The sequence below is a fragment of the Tessaracoccus sp. OS52 genome, from assembly GCF_020687685.1.
Classification (GTDB): domain Bacteria; phylum Actinomycetota; class Actinomycetes; order Propionibacteriales; family Propionibacteriaceae; genus Arachnia.
Genome location: NZ_JAJEWM010000001.1, coordinates 389,309 through 408,722, shown reverse-complemented (window position 1 = coordinate 408,722; position 19,414 = coordinate 389,309). Strand labels below are relative to the sequence as shown.

At 68.0% G+C, this 19,414-nt stretch carries 18 protein-coding genes; 1 reads left to right on the top strand and 17 read right to left on the bottom strand.

Features of this window, described 5'->3' with window-relative positions:
• Position 1 precedes the first annotated feature (1 nt).
• From nuoL to LKO27_RS01690, 13 genes are read right to left on the bottom strand one after another with little or no spacing between them, the layout of a single operon-like run.
• Positions 2–1,882 (bottom strand): NADH-quinone oxidoreductase subunit L, encoded by a 1,881-nt coding sequence (gene nuoL, locus LKO27_RS01750; RefSeq protein WP_227735185.1) that lies wholly within the window; start codon positions 1,880–1,882, stop codon positions 2–4.
• A gap of 40 nt (positions 1,883–1,922) precedes the next feature.
• Entirely contained in the window at positions 1,923–2,222 is a 300-nt protein-coding gene (gene nuoK, locus LKO27_RS01745) for an NADH-quinone oxidoreductase subunit NuoK (RefSeq protein WP_227735184.1), read from the bottom strand.
• Entirely contained in the window at positions 2,219–3,040 is an 822-nt protein-coding gene (locus tag LKO27_RS01740; RefSeq protein WP_227735183.1) for an NADH-quinone oxidoreductase subunit J, read from the bottom strand. Before LKO27_RS01740 ends, nuoK begins: the two co-directional genes overlap by 4 nt.
• Positions 3,037–3,588, bottom strand: a complete 552-nt coding sequence (nuoI, locus tag LKO27_RS01735) for an NADH-quinone oxidoreductase subunit NuoI (protein WP_227735182.1) — start codon at positions 3,586–3,588, stop codon at positions 3,037–3,039. The genes LKO27_RS01740 and nuoI overlap by 4 nt, the downstream gene beginning before the upstream one ends.
• A complete protein-coding gene (gene nuoH / locus LKO27_RS01730; RefSeq protein WP_227735181.1) occupies positions 3,588–4,880 on the bottom strand; it encodes an NADH-quinone oxidoreductase subunit NuoH in 1,293 nt (430 codons plus the stop codon). The genes nuoI and nuoH overlap by 1 nt, the downstream gene beginning before the upstream one ends.
• The gene (locus LKO27_RS01725; protein ID WP_227735180.1) at positions 4,877–7,291 is read right to left on the bottom strand and encodes an NADH-quinone oxidoreductase subunit G; all 2,415 of its coding nucleotides are present in this window, start codon (positions 7,289–7,291) and stop codon (positions 4,877–4,879) included. Before LKO27_RS01725 ends, nuoH begins: the two co-directional genes overlap by 4 nt.
• A complete protein-coding gene (gene nuoF, locus LKO27_RS01720) occupies positions 7,288–8,592 on the bottom strand; it encodes an NADH-quinone oxidoreductase subunit NuoF (protein WP_227735179.1) in 1,305 nt (434 codons plus the stop codon). Before nuoF ends, LKO27_RS01725 begins: the two co-directional genes overlap by 4 nt.
• A gap of 29 nt (positions 8,593–8,621) precedes the next feature.
• On the bottom strand, positions 8,622–9,368 hold the full coding sequence (gene nuoE, locus LKO27_RS01715) for an NADH-quinone oxidoreductase subunit NuoE (protein WP_227735178.1): 747 nt from the start codon (positions 9,366–9,368) through the stop codon (positions 8,622–8,624).
• Positions 9,365–10,717, bottom strand: a complete 1,353-nt coding sequence (locus tag LKO27_RS01710) for an NADH-quinone oxidoreductase subunit D (protein WP_227735177.1) — start codon at positions 10,715–10,717, stop codon at positions 9,365–9,367. Before LKO27_RS01710 ends, nuoE begins: the two co-directional genes overlap by 4 nt.
• Positions 10,714–11,430 carry an NADH-quinone oxidoreductase subunit C gene (locus tag LKO27_RS01705; protein ID WP_227735176.1) on the bottom strand — a complete coding sequence of 239 codons (717 nt, stop codon included), beginning with the start codon at positions 11,428–11,430 and terminating at the stop codon, positions 10,714–10,716. Before LKO27_RS01705 ends, LKO27_RS01710 begins: the two co-directional genes overlap by 4 nt.
• Complete coding sequence (locus LKO27_RS01700; RefSeq protein WP_227735175.1) at positions 11,427–11,981, bottom strand: NADH-quinone oxidoreductase subunit B family protein; 555 nt, start codon at positions 11,979–11,981, stop codon at positions 11,427–11,429. The genes LKO27_RS01705 and LKO27_RS01700 overlap by 4 nt, the downstream gene beginning before the upstream one ends.
• Positions 11,982–11,996: 15 nt before the next feature.
• Positions 11,997–12,356 (bottom strand): NADH-quinone oxidoreductase subunit A, encoded by a 360-nt coding sequence (locus LKO27_RS01695; protein ID WP_227735174.1) that lies wholly within the window; start codon positions 12,354–12,356, stop codon positions 11,997–11,999.
• A 28-nt stretch (positions 12,357–12,384) separates the two neighbouring features.
• Complete coding sequence (locus LKO27_RS01690; RefSeq protein ID WP_370629921.1) at positions 12,385–13,683, bottom strand: geranylgeranyl reductase family protein; 1,299 nt, start codon at positions 13,681–13,683, stop codon at positions 12,385–12,387.
• 276 nt (positions 13,684–13,959) lie between these two features.
• Here LKO27_RS01690 and LKO27_RS01685 point away from each other — a divergent pair, with 276 nt between their 5' ends.
• Entirely contained in the window at positions 13,960–15,216 is a 1,257-nt protein-coding gene (locus tag LKO27_RS01685; protein WP_227735173.1) for an isochorismate synthase, read from the top strand.
• A 51-nt stretch (positions 15,217–15,267) separates the two neighbouring features.
• On the opposite strand, the gene LKO27_RS01680 is transcribed toward LKO27_RS01685, so the two are convergent.
• The 4 genes from LKO27_RS01680 to LKO27_RS01665 all read right to left on the bottom strand — a co-directional run bounded on the left by LKO27_RS01680 (position 15,268) and on the right by LKO27_RS01665 (position 19,318).
• Positions 15,268–15,954 carry an LmeA family phospholipid-binding protein gene (locus LKO27_RS01680; RefSeq protein WP_227735172.1) on the bottom strand — a complete coding sequence of 229 codons (687 nt, stop codon included), beginning with the start codon at positions 15,952–15,954 and terminating at the stop codon, positions 15,268–15,270.
• A 55-nt stretch (positions 15,955–16,009) separates the two neighbouring features.
• Complete coding sequence (locus tag LKO27_RS01675) at positions 16,010–16,933, bottom strand: PAC2 family protein (protein WP_227735171.1); 924 nt, start codon at positions 16,931–16,933, stop codon at positions 16,010–16,012.
• Between the two features lie 94 nt (positions 16,934–17,027).
• A complete protein-coding gene (locus LKO27_RS01670) occupies positions 17,028–18,668 on the bottom strand; it encodes a DUF6297 family protein (RefSeq protein WP_227735170.1) in 1,641 nt (546 codons plus the stop codon).
• A complete protein-coding gene (locus LKO27_RS01665; RefSeq protein WP_227735169.1) occupies positions 18,665–19,318 on the bottom strand; it encodes an ABC transporter ATP-binding protein in 654 nt (217 codons plus the stop codon). Before LKO27_RS01665 ends, LKO27_RS01670 begins: the two co-directional genes overlap by 4 nt.
• Between the last annotated feature and the right edge of the window lie 96 nt (positions 19,319–19,414).

The window sequence follows — 19,414 nt, the reverse complement described above, 5'->3', positions numbered from 1 at the left end:
CTCAGACCAGCTGTCCGAAGGACACGATGGCCGCAATGACAACGATTCCGATGACCAGGGTCAGGGCATAGGTGCGGACGTAGCCGTTCTGCGCGGTGCGCAGCCAGGCCGAGAGACCACCCGCGAGCGAGGCCGAGCCCATGGTGAGCCCGTCGACAACGCCGTGGTCGAATGCCCCGACGCCCCTGGCCAGGCCCTTGGTGGGCCGGATGATCGCGTGTTCGTTGAACGCGTCGCCGAACAGGTCCGAGCGGCCGGCGAGCACGAGCGGGTTCCTGGTCCGGGGTTCCGTGCGAGGGATCTCGCCGCGGTGCAGGAACCAGCCGATGGCCACGCCCACCGCCACGACGGCGAGGGTCAGCAGGCCGACCAGGGTGAAGTTCACCAGCGGGGTCTCGTGGACCTCGTGGCCGGTCGCCGGAGCGAGCCAGCCCTGGATCCACCCGTTCATCAACAGGCCCGCGACCAGCGAGGCGACCGCGAGGATGATGAGCGGGACCGTCATGACCAGTGGGGACTCGTGCGGATGCACGCCGTCCTTCCACCGCCTGGCACCGAAGAAGGTCATCATCATCAGGCGCGTCATGTAGTAGGCCGTGACGCCCGCGCCAAGAAGCGCGAGCAGGCCGAGTACGAGGTTCTGCTCGAAGGCAGCCTCGATGATGTGGTCCTTGGAGTAGAAGCCCGAGGTGAACGGGAAGCCGATGATGGCGAGGTAGCCGCAGGCGAAGGTCAGGAAGGTCACTCGCATGACCTTCGACAGACCACCGAAGTTGCGCATGTTCACGTCGTCATCCATGCCGTGCATGACGGACCCGGCACCCAGGAACATGTTGGCCTTGAAGAAGCCGTGGGTGATCAGGTGGAAGATCGCGAAGGCCGCTCCCACCGGACCGAGTCCGGCCGCCAGCATCATGTAGCCGATCTGGGACATGGTGGAACCCGCCAGGACCTTCTTGATGTCGTCCTTGCTGGAACCGATCCAGGCGCCCGCGAGCAGCGTGACGGTACCGACGATGGCCACGGCCAGCAGCGCCGCCTCGGACTGCGCATAGATGAGATTCGAGCGGACCACGAGGTAGACGCCGGCGGTCACCATCGTCGCAGCGTGGATGAGCGCCGAGACCGGGGTGGGGCCCTCCATGGCGTCCAGCAGCCAGGACTGGAGCGGGACCTGGGCGGACTTGCCGCAGGCGCCGAGCAGCAGAAGCAGGCCGAGCAGCGTGGCCCAGAACGGGCTCAACTGGGCTGCCCCGGCATTGACGTCGGCGAAGGAGCTGGAACCGAACATGGCCAGCATCGTGAAGATCGCCATTGTCATGCCAAGGTCACCGACGCGGTTGACCACGAAGGCCTTCTTGCCGGCGGCCGCCGCGGAGGGACGCTCCTGCCAGAAGCTGATCAGCAGGTACGACGCCAGGCCGACGCCCTCCCAGCCGAGGAACAGCACCAGGTAGTTGTCCGCCAGCACCAGCAGCAGCATGGCCGCGATGAACAGGTTCAGGTAGGCGAAGAACCGGCGCCGGTTCTCGTCGTGGGCCATGTAGCCGATGGAGTAGATGTGGATCAAGGATCCGACACCGGTGATCAGCAGGACGAACAGGATGGAGAGCTGGTCCACCAGCAGTCCGACCTCGATGGTCCAGTTGCCGGTGGCCATCCACTCGTACAGCGGCACCGACACGGCGCGCGAGCCCTCGTCGGCGGACAGCATCTGGCCGAACAGGGCCAGTCCGATGGCGAAGGAGGCGATGGGTGCCGCCGTCCCCAGCCAGTGGCCCCAGCCGTCGGAGCGACGGCCCAGCACCAGCAGCAGCGCGGCGGACGCGAGCGGGATCGCGATCAGCAGCCACGCGAGGCCGAACAGCCCGCTTGCGGGCACGGCGGTGACAATTTCCAGGAGATGCACGCTTTTCGACCCCTCAGAACTTCAGCAGGTTGGCGTCGTCGACGGAGGTCGAGCGGCGGGCGCGGTACACGGCGACGATGATGGCGAGCCCCACGACGACCTCCGCCGCGGCGACGACCATCACGAAGAAGGAGGCCGCCTGTCCGTCTAGGTTGCCGTGCTGGCGCGAGAACGTCACCAAGGACAGGTTCACGGAGTTCAGCATCAGCTCCACGCTCATGAACGCGATGATCGCGTTGCGGCGCACGAGGAAGCCGAGGACTCCCAGTGCGAACAGGATCGCCGAGACCACAAGGTACGGTTCGGTGCTCATTCGGCCTCTCCCTTTGCTACGGAGCGGACCCGCTCGACGGCCTTGAAGGCCTGCACGGCAGGGGTGCGCAGATGGTCCACCGGCACGACGGCGCCACGGGCGGTGAGCGTCCTGGAGACCGACAGCTCGGAGAGCGAGCCGTCGGGCAGCAGTGCCGGGAAGTGGATGGCGTTGTTGCGGGCGTAGACGCCCGAGTTGGGCAGGGCGCCGGGGTCAGCACCGGTGGCAGCGTAGGCCTCCATCCGGTCCTGCGCCTGCTCGAGCTGGGTGCGCTTGGCCTTGAGGCGCTCGCCGTGCGCGAGCACCATGGCCCCGACCGCGGCAGTGATGAGCAGCGCGGCGGTGGCCTCGAAGGCGAACACGTAGCGGCTGAACAGCAGGGCGGCCAGACCCTCCAGGTTGCCGCCGAACTCCTCGTTGGCGACGGCCAGCCCCGCGGGCTCCTGGACGAACACGCCCTGGCCCACAGCCATGATCAGCAGGACGGCGACGCCCAGGACGGCAAGGAAGGAGGCGACGCGATGGCCCTTCAGGGTCTCGACGACGGAGTCGGAGGTGTCGATGCCCACGAGCATCACCACGAACAGGAACAGCATCAGGATCGCGCCGGTGTAGACGATGATCTGCATGACGAACAGGAACGGAGCGTCCTGCGCCGCGTAGAGCACGGCCAGGCTCAGCATGACGCCCGCCAGGGAGATGGCGGAGTGGACCGGCTTGCGCATCAGCACCATGCCCACCGCGAAGAGGATGGCGAGCGGTCCGCACACCCAGAACGCAACCTCGCCGGCGGTCACCAGCGGGATGAACGAGGTCATTTCGCGGCTCCTTGGACAGGGGTACGGGTGTCGGGCTGACCGGTGGCTGGCAGTCCGAGGAAGTAGGTCTTCTCGTCGTCACCGAGGCGACGCGGGTGGGGCGGCTGCTCCATGCCGGTCAGCAGTGGCGCGAGCAGGTCCTGCTTCTCGTAGATCAGGGACCGGCGTGAGTCGTCGGCCAGCTTGAACTCGTTGGTCATCGTGAGCGCCCGGGTGGGGCAGGCCTCGATGCAGAGCCCGCAGAAAATGCAGCGCAGGTAGTTGATCTGGTAGACGTGCCCGTACCGCTCGCCGGGCGAGTAGCGCTGGTCGTCGGTGTTGTCGGCGCCCTCGACGTAGATGGCATCCGCTGGGCAGGCCCACGCGCACAACTCGCAGCCGACGCACTTCTCCAGGCCGTCGGGCCAGCGGTTGAGCTGGTGCCGGCCATGGAAGCGCGGCATCGTGACCTTCTCCTTGCCCTTCTGGGGATACCCCTGGGTGAAGGTCTTGCGGAACATGGTGTTGAACGTGACGCCGAACCCGGCCCACGGATCAAAGAGACCCATCAGTTCTCCTCCCCTTGCGTGCTGTCACCGGTGGTGGCGGATGCCCTCACGATGCCTGCCATCTCCGGCAGGACCTGTCCGGGCCGCGGTGGGACCGGATAACCCCCGGCGAATGCGTCGAACGGCTCGTCGGTGTCGATCTCCACCTTCTCCTCACGGTCGGTCCGGCCGCTGAAGGCGATGAGGATGGCCAGCAGCGCGACGGCGAGGCCGATCGTGTACTGCGGCGCGATGGCCACCATGACGATCCACAGCAGCGAGATCGGGATCAGGACCTTCCAGCCGAGATCCATGAAGTGGTCGTAACGGAAGCGGGGCAGGGTGCCACGCAACCACACGAAGATCGAGAACACCAACTGGACCTTGATGATGAAGAAGATCGGTCCGAACCACGGGTTGTCCAGGAACGGGATCAGGTTCAACGGCCACGGCGGCAGGTAGCCACCGAGGAACAACGTGGTGGCCACGGCGGAGACGGTGACCATGTTGATGTACTCGGCCAGGAAGTACATGGCGTAGCGGAAGCCGGAGTACTCCGTCATGTAGCCCGAGACCAGCTCGGACTCGCACTCCGGCAGGTCGAAGGGCGCACGGTTGGTCTCGCCAACCATCGAGATCCCGTAGATGATGAACGACGGCAGCAGCAGGATGGCGTACCAACCGGTGACGCCGATGTCGAACTGGGAGTCGGTGAAGGGGATCCGGAAGATGATCGGGTTGGCCTGTGCCTCGACGATGGCATGGGTGGACATGGAGCCCGAAAGCAGGAAGACCCCGACGATCGACAGACCCATGGCGATCTCGTAGGAGATCATCTGGGCCGAGGAGCGGATTGCGCCGAGGAACGAGTAGGTGTTGTTCGAGGCCCAGCCCGCCAGCACGATGCCGTAGATGCCGATCGACGCGATGGCGAGGATGAACAGGACGGCGACCGGCAGGTCGGTGACCTGGAGCCTGGTCAGGTGCCCGAAGATCTCCACCTCGCCGCCGAACGGGATCACCGTCCAGCTGGTGAACGCGGCGACGCCGGTCAGCAGCGGCCCCAGGTTGAACACCAGCCGGTCAGTACCTGCCGGCCGGAAGTCCTCCTTGAAGATCAGCTTGGAGCCGTCGGCCAGGGCCTGGCCCAGACCGAAGGGTCCGTTCATGATCGGGCCCAGTCGGTGCTGCATCTTCGCCACCAGACGACGCTCGTACCAGACGTTGAAGATGGTCCACACGAGCAGGACGACGAAGAGGCCGACCACCTTGATGAGGATGAGCCACCACGGGTCCTGGAAGAACACGTTCATGCCTGAACTCCTTCGTCAGCGTTCACTGCCTGGATGGTGACGACCGCACCGGGCGTCGCGGGAAGCCTGTCCCCGCTGCCCACGCCGGGGTTGGCCGGAACCCACACCACATTGTCGGCCATGCCACCCGTCACGAGGACCGGCAGCATGATCCGGGCGTCGCCGGACCCGACGCACACCACGTCGCCGACGCCGAGCTGGGCCGCCGTCGCGTGCGAGAGACGGGCCACTGCCGGGCGGGCCGTGGCGCGCAGGGCGAGCTCGTGGTCATTGCCGCTGGAGGCGTCGAGCAACTCGCGCCAGGATGCCAGCACGATGCCGTCGGTCTCGGTCGCAGTGGCTGCGACGTCGGGGCCCGAAGACCTGGCTCCTTCCCAGGGGCCGAGCTCGGCAAGGTCCCGGAAGGCGGCGGCGGGAGTGCGGAAGCCCAGGTCGGAACCCAGCGCGTCGGACAGCGCTGCCAGGATCCGCAGGTCTGTCATGGGGCTGCGGTTGGCTGCGTTCACCAGTGAGACCGGGCGCTCCCGGTGCTCCCAGTTGATGAAGTGGCCCGCCTGCTCCTCGACCAACGCGGCCGGGAACACGACGTTTGCCCGCTCGGTGACCAGGCCGAGCCGCTGCTCGATGCTGATCACGAAGTCGGCGTTCTCGAGGCCTGCGAGGGCGGCAGCCGGGTCCGCGAGGTCCATGGGGTCCACGCCAGCAACGACGAGGGCCTTCAGCTCGCCACGAGAAGCGGCCTCGAACTGCTCGACGGCCGACAGGCCCGGACCCGCTGCCACGGAAGCCCCGCCCCACGCCGACGACAGGTCAACACGGGCGGCCGCGTCAGAAAGAGGGCGGCCCTTGGGCAGGACGTTGGGAAGGCAACCGGCTTCGATCGCTCCCATGTCACCAGCGCGGCGCGGCACCCACGCGAGGCGGGCACCGGTGGCGTCGGCCTTGGCCGCGACGGCGGTGAGGAGACCGGGATGGACCGCGGCTCGCTCCCCCACCAGGATGATGGCATCGGGTTCGAGCTCCAGCTGGTCGAGCACGCCGGCCTCGCCACCCGGAACCACCGGGATGACCTCGGCGTCCAGCTTGTCCGAGCCACGGCTGGCGAAGGGCGCCAGCGTGGTCACCCGGGTGCCGTTGTTGCGGACACCCTTGCGCAGGCGCAGGAAGATGATCGGGGACTCGTCCTCGGGCTCGAGCGCCACCAGTACGACGTGCTTGGCCGTCTCCAGGTCCTTGTGCTGGACCGAGTCGGCCAGCTGCTGGCCCGCCACCCGCGCCGCCAGGAAGTCGGCCTCCTCTGCGGACTGCGGACGGGAGCGGAAGTCGATGCTGTTGGTGCCCAGCACGCCCCGGGCGAACCGGGAGTAGGCGTAGGCGTTCTCCACGGTCAGGCGGCCACCGGTCTGGACGCCGACCGACGAGCCGGCCGCACGCAAGCCATCAACCGCCGCGTCGATGGCCTCGGGCCAGCTGGCCGGGACCAGGACGCCGTCGCGACGCACCAGCGGGTGGGTGATGCGGTCCGGGCCACGCCCGTACATGAAGCCGAAGCGGCCCTTGTCGCAGTTCCACTCCTCGTTGACCTCAGGGTCGTCGCCGGCGAGGCGGCGCTTGACCTGGTGGTGGCGGTGGTCGGCACGCAGTTCGCAGCCCGAGGCGCAGTGCTCGCACGTCGTGATGGTGGACACCAGGTCGAACGGGCGCGCCTGGAACCTGTAGGCGGCCGAGGTCAGGGCACCGACGGGGCAGATCTGGACGACGTTGCCGGAGAAGTAGGAGTCGTAGGGGTCCTGCTCGTAGACGCCGACCTGCTGCAGCGCGCCACGCTCGACGAGCTCGATGAACGGGTCACCGGAGATCTGGTCGGAGAACCGGGTGCAGCGCGCACACAGGACGCAGCGCTCGCGGTCCAGCAGGATCTGGGCGGAGATGCTCACCGGCTTGGGGAAGGTCCGCTTGGCCATGCCGAACCGGGACTCCCCCGGGCCGTGGCTGAGGGCCTGGTTCTGCAGGGGGCACTCGCCACCCTTGTCACAGACCGGGCAGTCCAGCGGGTGGTTGATGAGGAGGAACTCCAGCATGCCGCGCTGGGCCTTCTCCGCCACCGGGGACGTCAGGTGGGTGTTGACCTTCATGCCCTGGGCCACCGGCATGGTGCAGGAAGCCTGCGGCTTCGGGAAGCCGCGGCCGTTTCCGGCGTCCGGGATGTCGACCATGCACTGGCGACAGGCGCCCACGGGGTCCAGGAGCGGGTGGTCGCAGAACCGGGGAATGTGGTTGCCGATCATCTCGGCGGCCCGGATGATCAGGGTCCCCTCGGGAACGCTCACCTCGGTGCCGTCGATCGTGAGGGTCACCAGCTTGGGGGCCGGGGCCACCTCGCCTGTGGGCTTCTTCGCGTCGACGCTCACTTTGAATCTCCTTCCGAAGTGAACAGCGCACTCTTCTCGTAGGGGAACAGTTCCCAGGCGGGCGTGTGGTAGCCCTGCTCGAACTCGTGGCGGAAGTGCCTGACCGCGCTGGTGGTGGTCGCGACGGCGCCGTCGGCCAGCGCGCAGAACGACCGGCCTCCGATGTTGTCACAGGCGTCGAGCATCTTCTCGATGTCGCCCTCCTGGGCCGTGCCCGCCTCGAAGCGCATCAGCAGCTGCACCAGCCACCAGGTGCCCTCGCGGCAGGGGGTGCACTTGCCGCAGGACTCGTGCTTGTAGAACTCGACCCACCGCAGGGTGGTGCGCACCACCGAAGTGGTCTCGTCGAAGACCTGCAGTGCCTTGGTGCCAAGCATCGAACCCGCGCCGGCCATGCCCTCGTAGTCCAGGGGCAGGTCGAGGTGCTCGGCGGTCAGGATCGGGGTCGAGGAGCCGCCGGGGGTGAAGAACTTGAGCTCGTGTCCGTCACGGATGCCGCCCGAGAGTTCGATGAGCTGCCGCAGCGTGATGCCCATCGGCGCCTCGAACTGACCGGGACGCTTGACGTGCCCGGACAGGGAGTACAGCGTCATGCCCTTGGACTTCTCGGTGCCCATCGCCTGGAACCACGCCGCACCGTTGTTGATGATGGAGGGCACCGAGGCGATCGACTCGACGTTGTTGACCACGGTGGGCGACGCGTAGAGGCCGGCCACGGCGGGGAACGGGGGCCGCAGTCGCGGTTGCCCACGACGGCCCTCCAGCGAGTCGAGGAGGGCGGTCTCCTCGCCGCAGATGTAGGCGCCGGCACCAGCGTGGACGATGATGTCGAGGTCGTAACCGGTGCCCAGGATGTTGCGGCCGAGGTAGCCGGCGGCGTAGGCCTCTCGCACTGCCTGCTGCAGGCGGCGCACGATGTGCAGCACCTCGCCGCGGCAGTAGATGAAGGCGGTGTGCGCGTTGATCGCGAACGCGGAGATGATGACGCCCTCGACCAGGGTGTGCGGCGTCGCCATCATCAACGGCATGTCCTTGCAGGTGCCCGGCTCCGACTCGTCGGCGTTGACGACGAGGTACTTCGGATTCGGGTTGTCCTGCGGGACGAAGGACCACTTCATGCCCGTGGGGAAGCCGGCGCCTCCACGACCCCGGAGGTTGGCCTCCTTCACCAGGGAGATGACGTCGGCCGGCTGCATGTCGAGGGCCTTGCGCAGCGCGCGATAGCCGCCAGTGGCCTCGTAGCGCGCGAGCTTCCAGGAGTTCTCCGTGCCCCAGTGCTCGGACAGGACGGGGGTGAGCATGGCTACTCCTGAGCTGGTCGAAGGAGCGGTCACTTCGCCTCCTCCGTGACTGACTCGGACTTGGGCAGGTTGTTCGGGTCCGGAGCCCGCCAGTCGTTCTCACGGGCGATTTCGCGGCCCAGCAGCGACGCATGCCCTGCGGAGGGGCCCTCGTCGGCACGTCCGTCGGGGAAACCGGCGAGCACGCGCTCGGCGGCCTTCCATGAGGTGAGCGTGGCCCCGCGCGGGGACGACACCTGCTCGTCGTTCATCAGCGCATCAAGCAGCGCGTCGGTGGTCTCCGGCGTCATGTTGTCGAAGTACTCCCAGTTGACCATCATCACGGGGGCGAAGTCGCAGGCGGCGTTGCACTCCAGGCGCTCGAGCGAGACCTGGCCGTCGGGCGTCGTCTGACCCTCGTCGATGCCGAGGCGCTGCTTGGCGCGCTCGAGCAGCATGTCGCCACCCATGACCGCGCACAGGGCAGTCGTGCAGACGCCGACGTGGTGCTTGCCGGCGGGCCGGCGCTTGTACATCGTGTAGAACGTGGCCACGCCCGAGACCTGGGCGGTGGTGATGCCCAGGATGTCGGCGCAGACCTCGATGCCGCGCGGGCTGACCCGGCCGTCGACAGACTGCACCAGGTGCAGCATCGGCAGCAGCGCGGAGCGCGCCTGCGGGTAGCGTCCTGCGAGCTCGCGAAGCTCATCGATGGTGGTCTCGTCGATGTTGGTCGACTGGTCGGAGTAGTCGACCGCCCCGGACTCGGGGAAGTGGCTGGCGAAGTGACCGCTCATCGGTCGACACCTCCAAGAACTGGATCGAGGCTGGCGAGGGCGACGACGACGTCCGACATCATGCCGCCCTCGGTCAGCATGGGCAGTGACTGCAGGTGGTTGAACCCGGGGTCACGGAAATGGGCTCGGTACGGGCGGGTGCCGCCGTCGGAGACGAGGTGCACGCCCAGCTCGCCCTTGGGCGACTCAATGGCCTGGTAGACCTGGCCGACCGGCACCTTGAAGCCCTCGGTGACGATCTTGAAGTGATGGATCAGCGCTTCCATGGACTCGCCCATGATGTGCTTGATGTGCTCGTTGCTGTTGCCCTGGCCGTCCGGTCCCAGCGACAGCGAGGCGGGCCAGGCGATCTTGGCGTCGGCCACCATGACCGGCTGCCCCTGGGTACGTTCCAGGCGCTCGAGACACTGCTCGACGATCTTCAGCGACTCCCACATCTCCTGCAGGCGCACGCGGAAGGCGCCGTAGGAATCATCGGTGTCCCAGGTGACGACGTCGAAGTCGTAGGTCTCGTAGCCGCAGTACGGCTGCACCTTGCGCAGGTCCCATTCGTAGCCGGTGGCGCGCAGCCGGGGACCGGTGACGCCCATGGCCATGCACTGGCTCAGGTTGAGCATGCCGATGTCGCACATGCGCATCTTGAAGATGGGGTTCTCGTTGCAGAACTTCGCGTACTCCGGCAGGTGCTTCTTCAGCCAGGAGATCACCGTGGCGAGGTGCTCCAGGCCACCCTCGGGCAGGTCGTTGGCCACGCCGCCGGGGCGGATGTAGGCGTGGTTCATGCGCAGGCCGGAGAGGCCCTCGAGGAAGTCGAGGATCATCTCGCGTTCACGGAACGCGATGGTCATCATCGTCAGGGCGCCGATCTCCATGCCACCGGTGCCGAGCGCGACCAGATGCGAGGCGATCCGGTTGAGTTCCATCACGAGGACCCGGATGATCGTGGCGCGCTCGGGGACGTCGTCGGTGATCATCAGCAGCTTCTCGACCGCCAGGCAGTAGGCGGCCTCGTTGAACAGCGGCGCGACGTAGTCCATGCGGGTGCAGAACGTGACCCCCTGGGTCCACGTCCGGTACTCCATGTTCTTCTCGATGCCGGTGTGCAGGAACCCGATGGCGGGACGGCAGGAGACGACGCTCTCACCGTCCATCTCCATGATCAGGCGCAGGACGCCGTGGGTGGAGGGGTGCTGGGGGCCCATGTTGACGACGATGGTCTCGTCGCCGCGCTCGGCGTGCTCTCCTGCGATGTCGGCCCAGTCGCCGCCCTGTGCGAGGTATACCCGGTCAGCCGTGGCCTCGCCCGGGGAGGCGAAGATGTCCTCGGTGGCCGCGTGCGTGCTGCTCATGAGTAGGTCCTCCGGTTGTCAGGCGCGGGTACCCGCGCGCCCTTGTACTCGACGTCGACGCCGCCCAGCGGGTAGTCCTTGCGCTGCGGGTGGCCCACCCAGTCGTCGGGCATCATGATTCGGGTCAGTCCGGGGTGGCCGTCGTAGATGATCCCGAAGAGGTCGTAGGTCTCCCGCTCGTGCCAGTTGGCCATCGGGTAGGTGGCCACGACCGACGGGATGTGCGGATCCGCGTCGGGGCAGGTCACCTCGAGGCGGACTCGGCGGTTGTGGGTGAAGGAATGCAGGTGGTAGACCGAGTGCAGTTCGGCCCCGGTGTCCTGCGGGTAGTGCACGCCGGAGACCGACATGCAGACCTCGAAGCGCAGGAACGGATCGTCGCGGAAGGTCCTGACAACTTCGGGGAGCTCGGCGCGGTCCACGTAGATGGTGAGTTCACCCCGGTCGAACAGCACCCTGCTGGCGCGCAGGGCCGGAACGACCTCGATGGCGCGGCCCCAGATGGCGTCGTGCACGTCGTCGAACGGGGGCTCGCTGCGGCCGGGCATCTCCAGCGTCCGCTGGATGCGCCCGTAGCCCGAGGTGTCCCCCGAGTCCCGCGACCACATGCCCTGGGTGGTGGCGAATGCCTTGCGCACGGGCGCCGTCAGCTCCTCGCCCTCCCCGATGGGAAGGGCGCCTTCGGGACGCTGCGGAAGCTTGTCCTCGCTCATCGCATGAGCCCCTTCATCTCGTGGGTGGCCGGCGCCGTCAGCGCGGCCTGCTCGTTCTCCTCGATCGCCTTGATGGCGTTGGGGCCGATGGGCGTCTTCTGGACCTGCTGGCGCAGCTTGAAGATGGCGTCGATGAGCATGTCGGGCCGCGGCGGACAGCCCGGCACGTACATGTCCACCGGGAGGAAGTGGTCGCAGCCCTGGATGATCGCGTAGTTGTTGAACATGCCACCGGAGCTGGCGCACGCACCCATGGACAGGACCCACTTGGGGTTGGGCATCTGGTCGTAGATCTGGCGGATGACCGGGGCCATCTTCTGGCTCACGCGGCCGGAGACGATCATCAGGTCCGCAGAGCGGGGCGAGGCGCGGAAGACCTCCTGGCCCCAACGGCCGGAGTCGTACCGGGGGGTGCCGAACGCCATCATCTCGATGGCGCAGCAGGCGAGACCCATCGTCACCGGCCAGAAGGACGCCTGACGCATCCATCCCGCGACGCCTTCCAGCGTGGTGAGGAGGACGCCGCTGGGCAGCTTGTCTTCGATTCCCATGTCAGACCTTCCCGATCAGTCCCAGTCCAGGCCGTTGCGGCGCAGGACGTAGAAGTAGGCGATGAGCACCGTGACGACGAAGATGATCATCTCCACCACGGCGAAGGTGCCCAACTGGTTGTAGGCCACCGCCCATGGGTAGAGGAACACGATCTCGATGTCGAAGATGATGAACAGCATGGCCGTGATGTAGTACTTCACCGGGAAGCGGCCACCGCCCACGGGCTGGGGGGTGGGCTGGATCCCGCACTCGTAGGAGTCGTACTTGGCCCGGTTGTAGCGCGCCGGACCGACGTTGATGCTGAGCACGATCGCCACGAGGACGAATACGGCGGCCAGGACCGCCATGCCGACGATTGGGATGTAGAGATTCATCTCTGTCCCCTCCCTCTTCCGATTCCGGTCATGCTGACGGTGCCACCTTGCACAGACCGTTGATGATCCTGTCCATCGCGTCACCGTCGCGCGAGTCCGTCAGGTTTGCGAGCAACTTCATCACGAAACGCATCAGCGTCTTGCGAGGTAGACCATATGTGGTGCAAAGGTGCATGATCCGCGGGTCCCCGATGAGCTTCACGAAGATCGTCCCGAGGCGGTAGTACCCGCCCAGTTCCGAGTTCAGCCGCGCGGGGTAGCCGCGCAGCGCCTTCTCCGCGGAGTCGGTTCCGATGCCGCGGGCGTGGGCCTCGGCCATCGCGTCGGCAGCGGCCTCCGCGGACTCCATCGCGTAGGCGATCCCCTCCCCGTTGAAGGGGTTCACCATGCCACCTGCGTCACCGACCAGCAGCAGGCCGCGACCGTAGTGGGGCTTGCGGTTGAAGGCCATGGGGAGCGCGGCGCCCTGCACCCGTCCCACCATGTTCTCGTCGCGGAAGCCCCATTCCTCGGGCGTGTTGTCCAGCCAGCGCTTCAGGAGCGCCTTGTAGTCGGTCTTGCCGAAGCTCTTGGAGGTGTTGAGCACTCCGAGCCCGACGTTGGAGGTGCCGTCGCCCATCCCGAAGACCCAGCCGTAGCCGGGCATCAGGGTGGACTTGTGGGGTTCTCCGTCCCACAGCTCCAGCCAGGACTCGAGGTAGTCGTCGTTGGACCGGGGCGAGGTGTAGTAGGTGCGCACGGCCACGCCCATGGGGCGGTCGTCGCGCTTGGTCAGTCCCATGGAGATGGCCAGGCGCGAGGAGTTGCCGTCGGCGGCGACGACCAGCGGGGCGCGGTAGGTGGCCCCCTCCTTGGTGCGGACGCCGACGATGCGGCCGGAGCGGTCGTCGAGGATCGGCTCGTTGACAGTGGCGCCCTCAACCAGGCGCGCACCGAAGGAGACGGCGTGGCGAGCCAGGAGGTCGTCGAAGTCAGCGCGCTGCCGGACCACGCCGTAGGGCGGGAAGTCGGTCAGGTCCGGCCAGTCGATCACGAAGGGCTCGACGCGGCCGCCGTAGATCCGCAGGCCCTTGTTGTGGAGCCAGCCGGCTTCCTCGGAGGTGTCGATGCCCAGTCGGGTCAGGGCGCGGGTGGCACGGGGCGTGAGGCCGTCGCCGCAGACCTTCTCGCGGGGGAAGTGGCTCTTCTCGAGCAGGAGAACGGACAGGCCGCGGCGAGCAAGGTTTGCCGCGGTCGAGGATCCACCGGGTCCGGCGCCGACGACGATGACGTCGGCCTCAGCGTTCTCGGTGGGCGCCATGCCACTTGTCGGCTTGGCGTTGGGCATTGGCAACTCCTGGATCTGATCGGCCCCTACGGAGGGGTTTCGCAGGTCAGTCTAGGGTGTGGAATCCGCAAACCTCCAACCGGAGCCCCACCCGCCCACAGTCCCGCCTGACTAGGTGCTTCGTCCTGCAATTCGGCCACGGATTCGTTTCCTAAATCGGAAATCAAGCCGCGACAAGGACCTGCGCCCCCCGCGTCCAAACCCGACGTCCGGCGCCCAGGACCGGAGGCGGCGCCGGTTCGCAGCTACACGGGACGCTCGGCTAATGTCGGGTGGGTGATTCTGGAATCCGGCAGCAACCGCCTGCGCGCCACGACCGTCGCGATCGACGACCCGGGCCCGCTCCAGCGCTTCCTGCCGCTCTCCGGACCGGCCACCGCCTTCATCCGCAAGGGGGAGGGCATCGTGACGCTCGGCGAGGTCGCGCGTTTCGAGACCGACTACGCCGACGCGGCCGACGTCTGGTGGAACGAGGTGGCCTCCTACATAGACCACGACTCCGAGCTGCCCGGCGCCTACGGGACCGGACCACTGGCCGTCGGCTCCTTCACCTTCGACCCGGACGGCTCCGACGAGCGCTCGGTGCTCATCGTGCCCAAGATCATCATCGGACGACGAGCGGGCCAGTTCTGGCTCACCAAGCTCGACGGCGCCCGGATGAGCTACGAACTCCCCGACGTCGGTGAGCCCCTCGTGCCGCCCACCGGCGTGGAGTTGTTCGACGGGGCCGTGTCCCCGGAGCAGTGGACCGAGATCGTCGGCGAGGTCGTCCGCCTGATCCACACCGGCGAGGTCAGCAAGGTGGTGCTCGCCCGCAACGTCCGCGCGCGCGCCGACGGCCCGCTGGATGCCCGGACCATCCTGAACCGGCTGCTGAACCGCTACCCCACCACCTGGTGCTACCTGGTCGACGGCCTCGTCGGCGCCACCCCGGAACTCCTGATCCGACGACAGGGCGGGCTCGCGACGTCGCGGGTCCTGGCCGGGACCGTCTCCCTCGACCCCGAGCACACCGACTCCCTGGCGCGCGCAGCGGAGCTGGCCCGGTCACAGAAGGACATCGCCGAGCACGAGTTCGCCGTCGAGTCCGTGGCCCGCGCCCTAGAGCCCTTCTGTTCGGCCATGAACGTACCTGAGGCGCCGTCGGTGCTGCCGCTGCCCAACGTCCTGCACCTGTCAACCGACATCACCGGCGTGACCGAGCCGGAGACCAGCGCTCTGGCCCTGGCTGCGGCGCTCCATCCGAGCGCGGCGGTGTGCGGCACCCCGACCTTCCGGGCCCGGGAGGTCATCAGCGAGCTCGAGTCCATGGACCGCGGCCGCTACGCGGGCCCCATCGGATGGGTCGACGCCCGGGGCGACGGCGAATGGGCCCTGGCGCTGCGGGGCGGCCAGATCATGCGCAACGACCCGTCGGAGATCCAGCTGTTCGCCGGAGCGGGTGTCGTCGCCGACTCCGAGCCCGCCGACGAACTCGCCGAGACGCAGGCGAAGCTGCTTCCGATGCTGCAGGCGCTGGGCCTGTCCGACTGACACGGCGGGGCCGCTGGACCGGTTACGCGCTCAGTGGGCGGGACCCGGGCGTCAGCCGCCCTCGGAGAGCACCACGTCCTGCCCGGTGAGGAGTACGCGGAAGCCGTCCTGGTCGACCTCGACGTCACGCAGCACCAGGTTCGGCGGCAGTCCCTCCACGGGCTGCTCGATGGTCACGAACTCGCGCACCAGCGCCGCGATGGCATCTGACAGGAAATCCGGCCCGCCCAGGTCGATGGAGCGTGGCTCTACGACGATCAGTCCGTCCCTCACCTCGACGGTCCCCGTGGCCACCACCGCGATCTGCCTCCCCAGCACGTCGACGGTGCGGTGGACCGCAGCCTGGCCGCCCTCCGCGGCCCTCACCCGGGAGTCGCCACCCAGTTCCGCGGCGACCGTGTCGAAGGGCACCGTCGCCCGCACCTCCAGTTGCTCCACCACGAGCCGCTGTGGGCCAGACCGCACGCCGTCACCCCAGGCCTCGACGTCGGTCAGCGTGGAACCAGAGAGCACGACCACTGCCGACTGCAGTTCCATGGCCCCCAGCCAGACCTCGTCGGCTGCGAGGTCGGCGGGGGCCGTGGCGGAGGCGGAGGCGGTGGGCGTTGGGGTGGCGCTGGGCTCCCCGCCGGGCTCGGCCACCGGGTCGGAGACCACCCACCAGAGCACGACCACTCCAATGGCGAGCAGGAACAACATCCCCAGGGCGCCGATCAACCAGTCAACGACACGAGCCATGCGCCCAGTCTGCATGAGGCCACCGGCCGGGGCGGAGAAACCAACCGGGTACCGGTCAGTCAGAGTCCTCGTCGTCGTCGGAGACCGAACGCAGGAAGTTCTCGAACTCAGCACCGAGTTGGTCGGCCGAGGGGATCTGGTCGCCCTCCGCGGCCCAGAGGCTCGGACGCTGTGCGCCCTGGACGAAGGCGTCGTACTGCTGCTCCAGCGCCGCAACGATCGCGCCGACCTCCTCGTTGCCGTCCACCTCGGCAGCGATCGCGCGCCGGTTGGCCTCGGCCTTGGCGACGAGTCCGTCGTTGGGCAGGTTCAGCCCCGTCAGGTCCACGACGGCGTTGAGTGCGGCCAGTGCCCCCTCCGCGAACTCGGAGGCTGCCAGGTAGTGGGGCACGTGGATGGCGAACCCGGCCGCCGCATGCCCCGCCTCCCCGAGCCGGAGTTCGAGCAGGGCACCGAGCGAGCCCGGTACCTGGACGCGCCCGAAGGGGGACCTCACTGCCCCGATGAGGTTCGGGTCGGTGGCGTGCGCCGTCATCCCGACGGGCCTGGTGTGCGGCACGCCCATGGGGATGCCGTGGACGGTGACCACCAGTGTCACCCCCAGGTACACGACAAGTTCCCGGATGGCCTCGACCACCCGCTCCCACTGGAAGTCGGGTTCGGGTCCGGTGAGGAGGTAATAGGTGTGCCCGTCCCGGTCTGTCAGCCGTCGCAGCATCATGGCGGGAGCCTCGTAGCCGGCCCAGCGATTCGCGTCGAAGATCATCACGGGGCGGCGGCCCCGGTAGTCGAAGAGCTGGTCGAGGTCGAAGGATGCGATGAGCTCGGAGTTGCCCGACTCCACGAGGTGCTCACCCAGGATGCGCTGGACGTCGCCGGCGTCGATGAAGGCACCCAGGGTCACCACCAACACCCCCGAGCGCGACTCGCCGAGGTCGGCGTCGGTCTCGAAGCGGTAGAGATCTGAGGGGTTCTGCACGGCAAAAGCCTTTCTTCGGTAGTTCAACCTGCCAGGTCACGCCACCGGACGCGACGTGCTTCCAGCGATCACCACACCCTCAAGGATGCGCCCCTCAGCGCTTGGCCGAACGCTGCACCTTGATCTTGGTCGCATTTCCCGTGGAGCGGCCCTGCTTCCTGGCCTTCTCCTCCTCCAGGAGCCGGCGCTGCTCCTCCTGCTGTTCCAGCATCTGGTCCTTGTCGAACCCGGAGCGCAGGATCGCGAACGCGACGGCGGCGATGAGGATCGAGACCCACACCGGCAGCCCGAACACGATCGGCAGGGTCACCAGCGCCACCATGTCGATGCCGCGGAGGATGGAGAACAGCATGCCGGGTGGCATCGCCCCCACACCGACGGCGACGATGGGCCCGCCGTAGTCGGCCGGCTTGGCACTGACCCAGCGGATGGCCGCCAGCAGCCCCGCCACGGCAGTGATCAGGGCAGCCGTGACGCCGGCGAACAGGTCCAGCCGCTCCCCACCCAGGACGCCGAGGAACGCCGGCGCCGTGGCGATGCCCCACACCAGCGCGAGTACCGCGGGCACGATGATGACCGCGGTCTTGATCTGGGACGGTGAGAACGGGAAGCAGCGCTGCAGGCCCTTGGTGCGCGTCAGCACACGCAGGGAGTTCATGAACGGGATGAGCACCGCCATCAGCACCAGCGCGGAGATCGGCGGGTTCAGCTGCGAGATGCCCAGCGCCTGCACCGCGTACGGGACCACCATGGACCCCAGCCAGCCGACCAGCGGCATGGGGCTGCGCCACAGCCGCTGCACGTCGCGCAGCACCAGCGCCTTGGTGCCGACGCCGGCCCCGCGGGTGGCGCGCACGTGCCCCTTCTGCTTTGCCTTGTGCTCCACCAGGATGTCCCGCACCAGCGCGAAGTCGAGCGCGAAGGCGGCACCCTGCATGCCCGCGATGAGCGAACTGCCGGCGGTCAGCCGTTGGCGCCGGATGTTGCGGAGCCGCTGGTGCGCCAGCACGGCGGAGATGATGCCGAGCAGCAGGCCTCCGCCGGCGATGAGGTAGGCGAACTCGACACTCAGGCGGTCCAGCCCCTCGACCGGGAGCCAGCCGGCGGCGATGCCGACCAGCGCGAGCAGCGTCGCGACGGCGAGCAACCCGACGATCCACTGCAGGGCCGTGGTGATCCAGTGCCGCTCCAGGCCTTGTTCCGCGGCCGCGAAGGCGGTCAGCCCGAATGCTCCGAGACCTGCCGACAGCGCCCAGACGCCCACGTTCACAAGCGTCGACCCCGTCAGCGCCGCGATGAGAGCACCGAAGAGCGCGCCCAGGCCGAACGCGATGGCGAGTGCCGCGAACAGCCGTCCGCGCAGGAGTCGCCGGCGATCCACCGCGGCGTCCATCAGCCAGAACCCCTCGGCCGCGGAGGCGACGATGGGGCCGAACATGCGGCAGGCCACCAGCGTGAACGCCAGCACCGCGGCCACCGCCGCCCAGGGCAGGAGTCCGCGCGCGGCCAGGCACGAGTCCGTGGTGCAGCCTGCCACCGACTGTTGGGCCTGGATGATGGAACTGATCAGCATGGCCCCGATCAGGACCACGCCGAAGACCATCACGTAGGCGTCCTGCAGTGCCTCAAGGATGTTGCGGTCGGCGCGGCCGTGGCGCCAGTCGCGCATCAGCAGCTTCAGCTGCTTCTCGTCGGCCTGCCCGACCTCACCGAACCGGTCGTCTGTCACATTCATCCGCGCGGCTCCCCCAGCCGGACCTCGCGGGCGTTGATCGCCTTCAGGAGCGCGGGCTCGTGGCTCGCCATCACGATCGCGAGGCCGTCGTCGAGGTCCTGCCGCAGCCGTCGGCCCAGCCACTCGATGCCCTCGACGTCGAGGCGCTGCTCGGGCTCGTCCATCACCAGCAGCCGACGGGGCCGGACGAACGCCGTCGCCAGCGCGAGCCGACGGCGCTGGCCCGAGGACAGGGTGTTGGGCAACTGGCTCGCCTGCGGCACCAGCTGCACCTCGTCGAGGACCTCATCTACCAGGGCGTCCGGGTCATGCAGACCGTGCGCACGCGCCAGCAGGTCGAGGTGCTCGACGACGGAGAGGTCGGGGAAGAAGTCGAGGTCGTCGATGACCGTCGCCACGTTCCGGCGGATCTCGGGGTTGGTCTCGTTCATCTTGGTGCCCAGGACGTTCACCGTGCCCTCGTCGGGACGGTCGGCCCCGACGATGCAGCGCAGCACGGTGGACTTGCCGGCACCGTTGCGCCCCGTGAGCGCCACCGCCTCCCCGGCGTGGACCTTGAGGTCGAGGCCTTCCACGATCGTCACCGGCCCGTAGGCCTTCTTCAGCTTCTCGACAGTCAGGACCACTTCTCGTTTCGCCACGGACGCCATTGTCCACCATCGGAGGAAATGCCACGAACCCGGCCCGGCAACGACGGTTGCCGGCAAACCCCCGACGTCGACGGGGTTGGGTCCGAGTACGCTGTG

Bases quoted from the DNA above. Each gene is read 5' to 3' on its own strand.
- nuoI (WP_227735182.1), bottom strand. From the start codon at position 3,588: ATGGGTCTCTTTGATCCGTGGGCCGGGTTCGGCGTCACGTTCAACACC.
- nuoE (WP_227735178.1), bottom strand. From the start codon at position 9,368: ATGAGCGGTCACTTCGCCAGCCACTTCCCCGAGTCCGGGGCGGTCGAC.
- nuoF (WP_227735179.1), bottom strand. From the start codon at position 8,592: ATGCTCACCCCCGTCCTGTCCGAGCACTGGGGCACGGAGAACTCCTGG.
- LKO27_RS01700 (WP_227735175.1), bottom strand. From the start codon at position 11,981: ATGGGAATCGAAGACAAGCTGCCCAGCGGCGTCCTCCTCACCACGCTG.
- LKO27_RS01670 (WP_227735170.1), bottom strand. From the start codon at position 18,668: ATGAATGTGACAGACGACCGGTTCGGTGAGGTCGGGCAGGCCGACGAG.
- LKO27_RS01690 (WP_370629921.1), bottom strand. From the start codon at position 13,683: ATGCCCAACGCCAAGCCGACAAGTGGCATGGCGCCCACCGAGAACGCT.
- LKO27_RS01710 (WP_227735177.1), bottom strand. From the start codon at position 10,717: ATGAGCAGCACGCACGCGGCCACCGAGGACATCTTCGCCTCCCCGGGC.
- LKO27_RS01695 (WP_227735174.1), bottom strand. From the start codon at position 12,356: ATGAATCTCTACATCCCAATCGTCGGCATGGCGGTCCTGGCCGCCGTA.
- LKO27_RS01740 (WP_227735183.1), bottom strand. From the start codon at position 3,040: ATGACCTCGTTCATCCCGCTGGTGACCGCCGGCGAGGTTGCGTTCTGG.
- nuoK (WP_227735184.1), bottom strand. From the start codon at position 2,222: ATGAGCACCGAACCGTACCTTGTGGTCTCGGCGATCCTGTTCGCACTG.
- LKO27_RS01705 (WP_227735176.1), bottom strand. From the start codon at position 11,430: ATGAGCGAGGACAAGCTTCCGCAGCGTCCCGAAGGCGCCCTTCCCATC.
- LKO27_RS01680 (WP_227735172.1), bottom strand. From the start codon at position 15,954: ATGGCTCGTGTCGTTGACTGGTTGATCGGCGCCCTGGGGATGTTGTTC.
- nuoH (WP_227735181.1), bottom strand. From the start codon at position 4,880: ATGAACGTGTTCTTCCAGGACCCGTGGTGGCTCATCCTCATCAAGGTG.
- LKO27_RS01665 (WP_227735169.1), bottom strand. From the start codon at position 19,318: ATGGCGTCCGTGGCGAAACGAGAAGTGGTCCTGACTGTCGAGAAGCTG.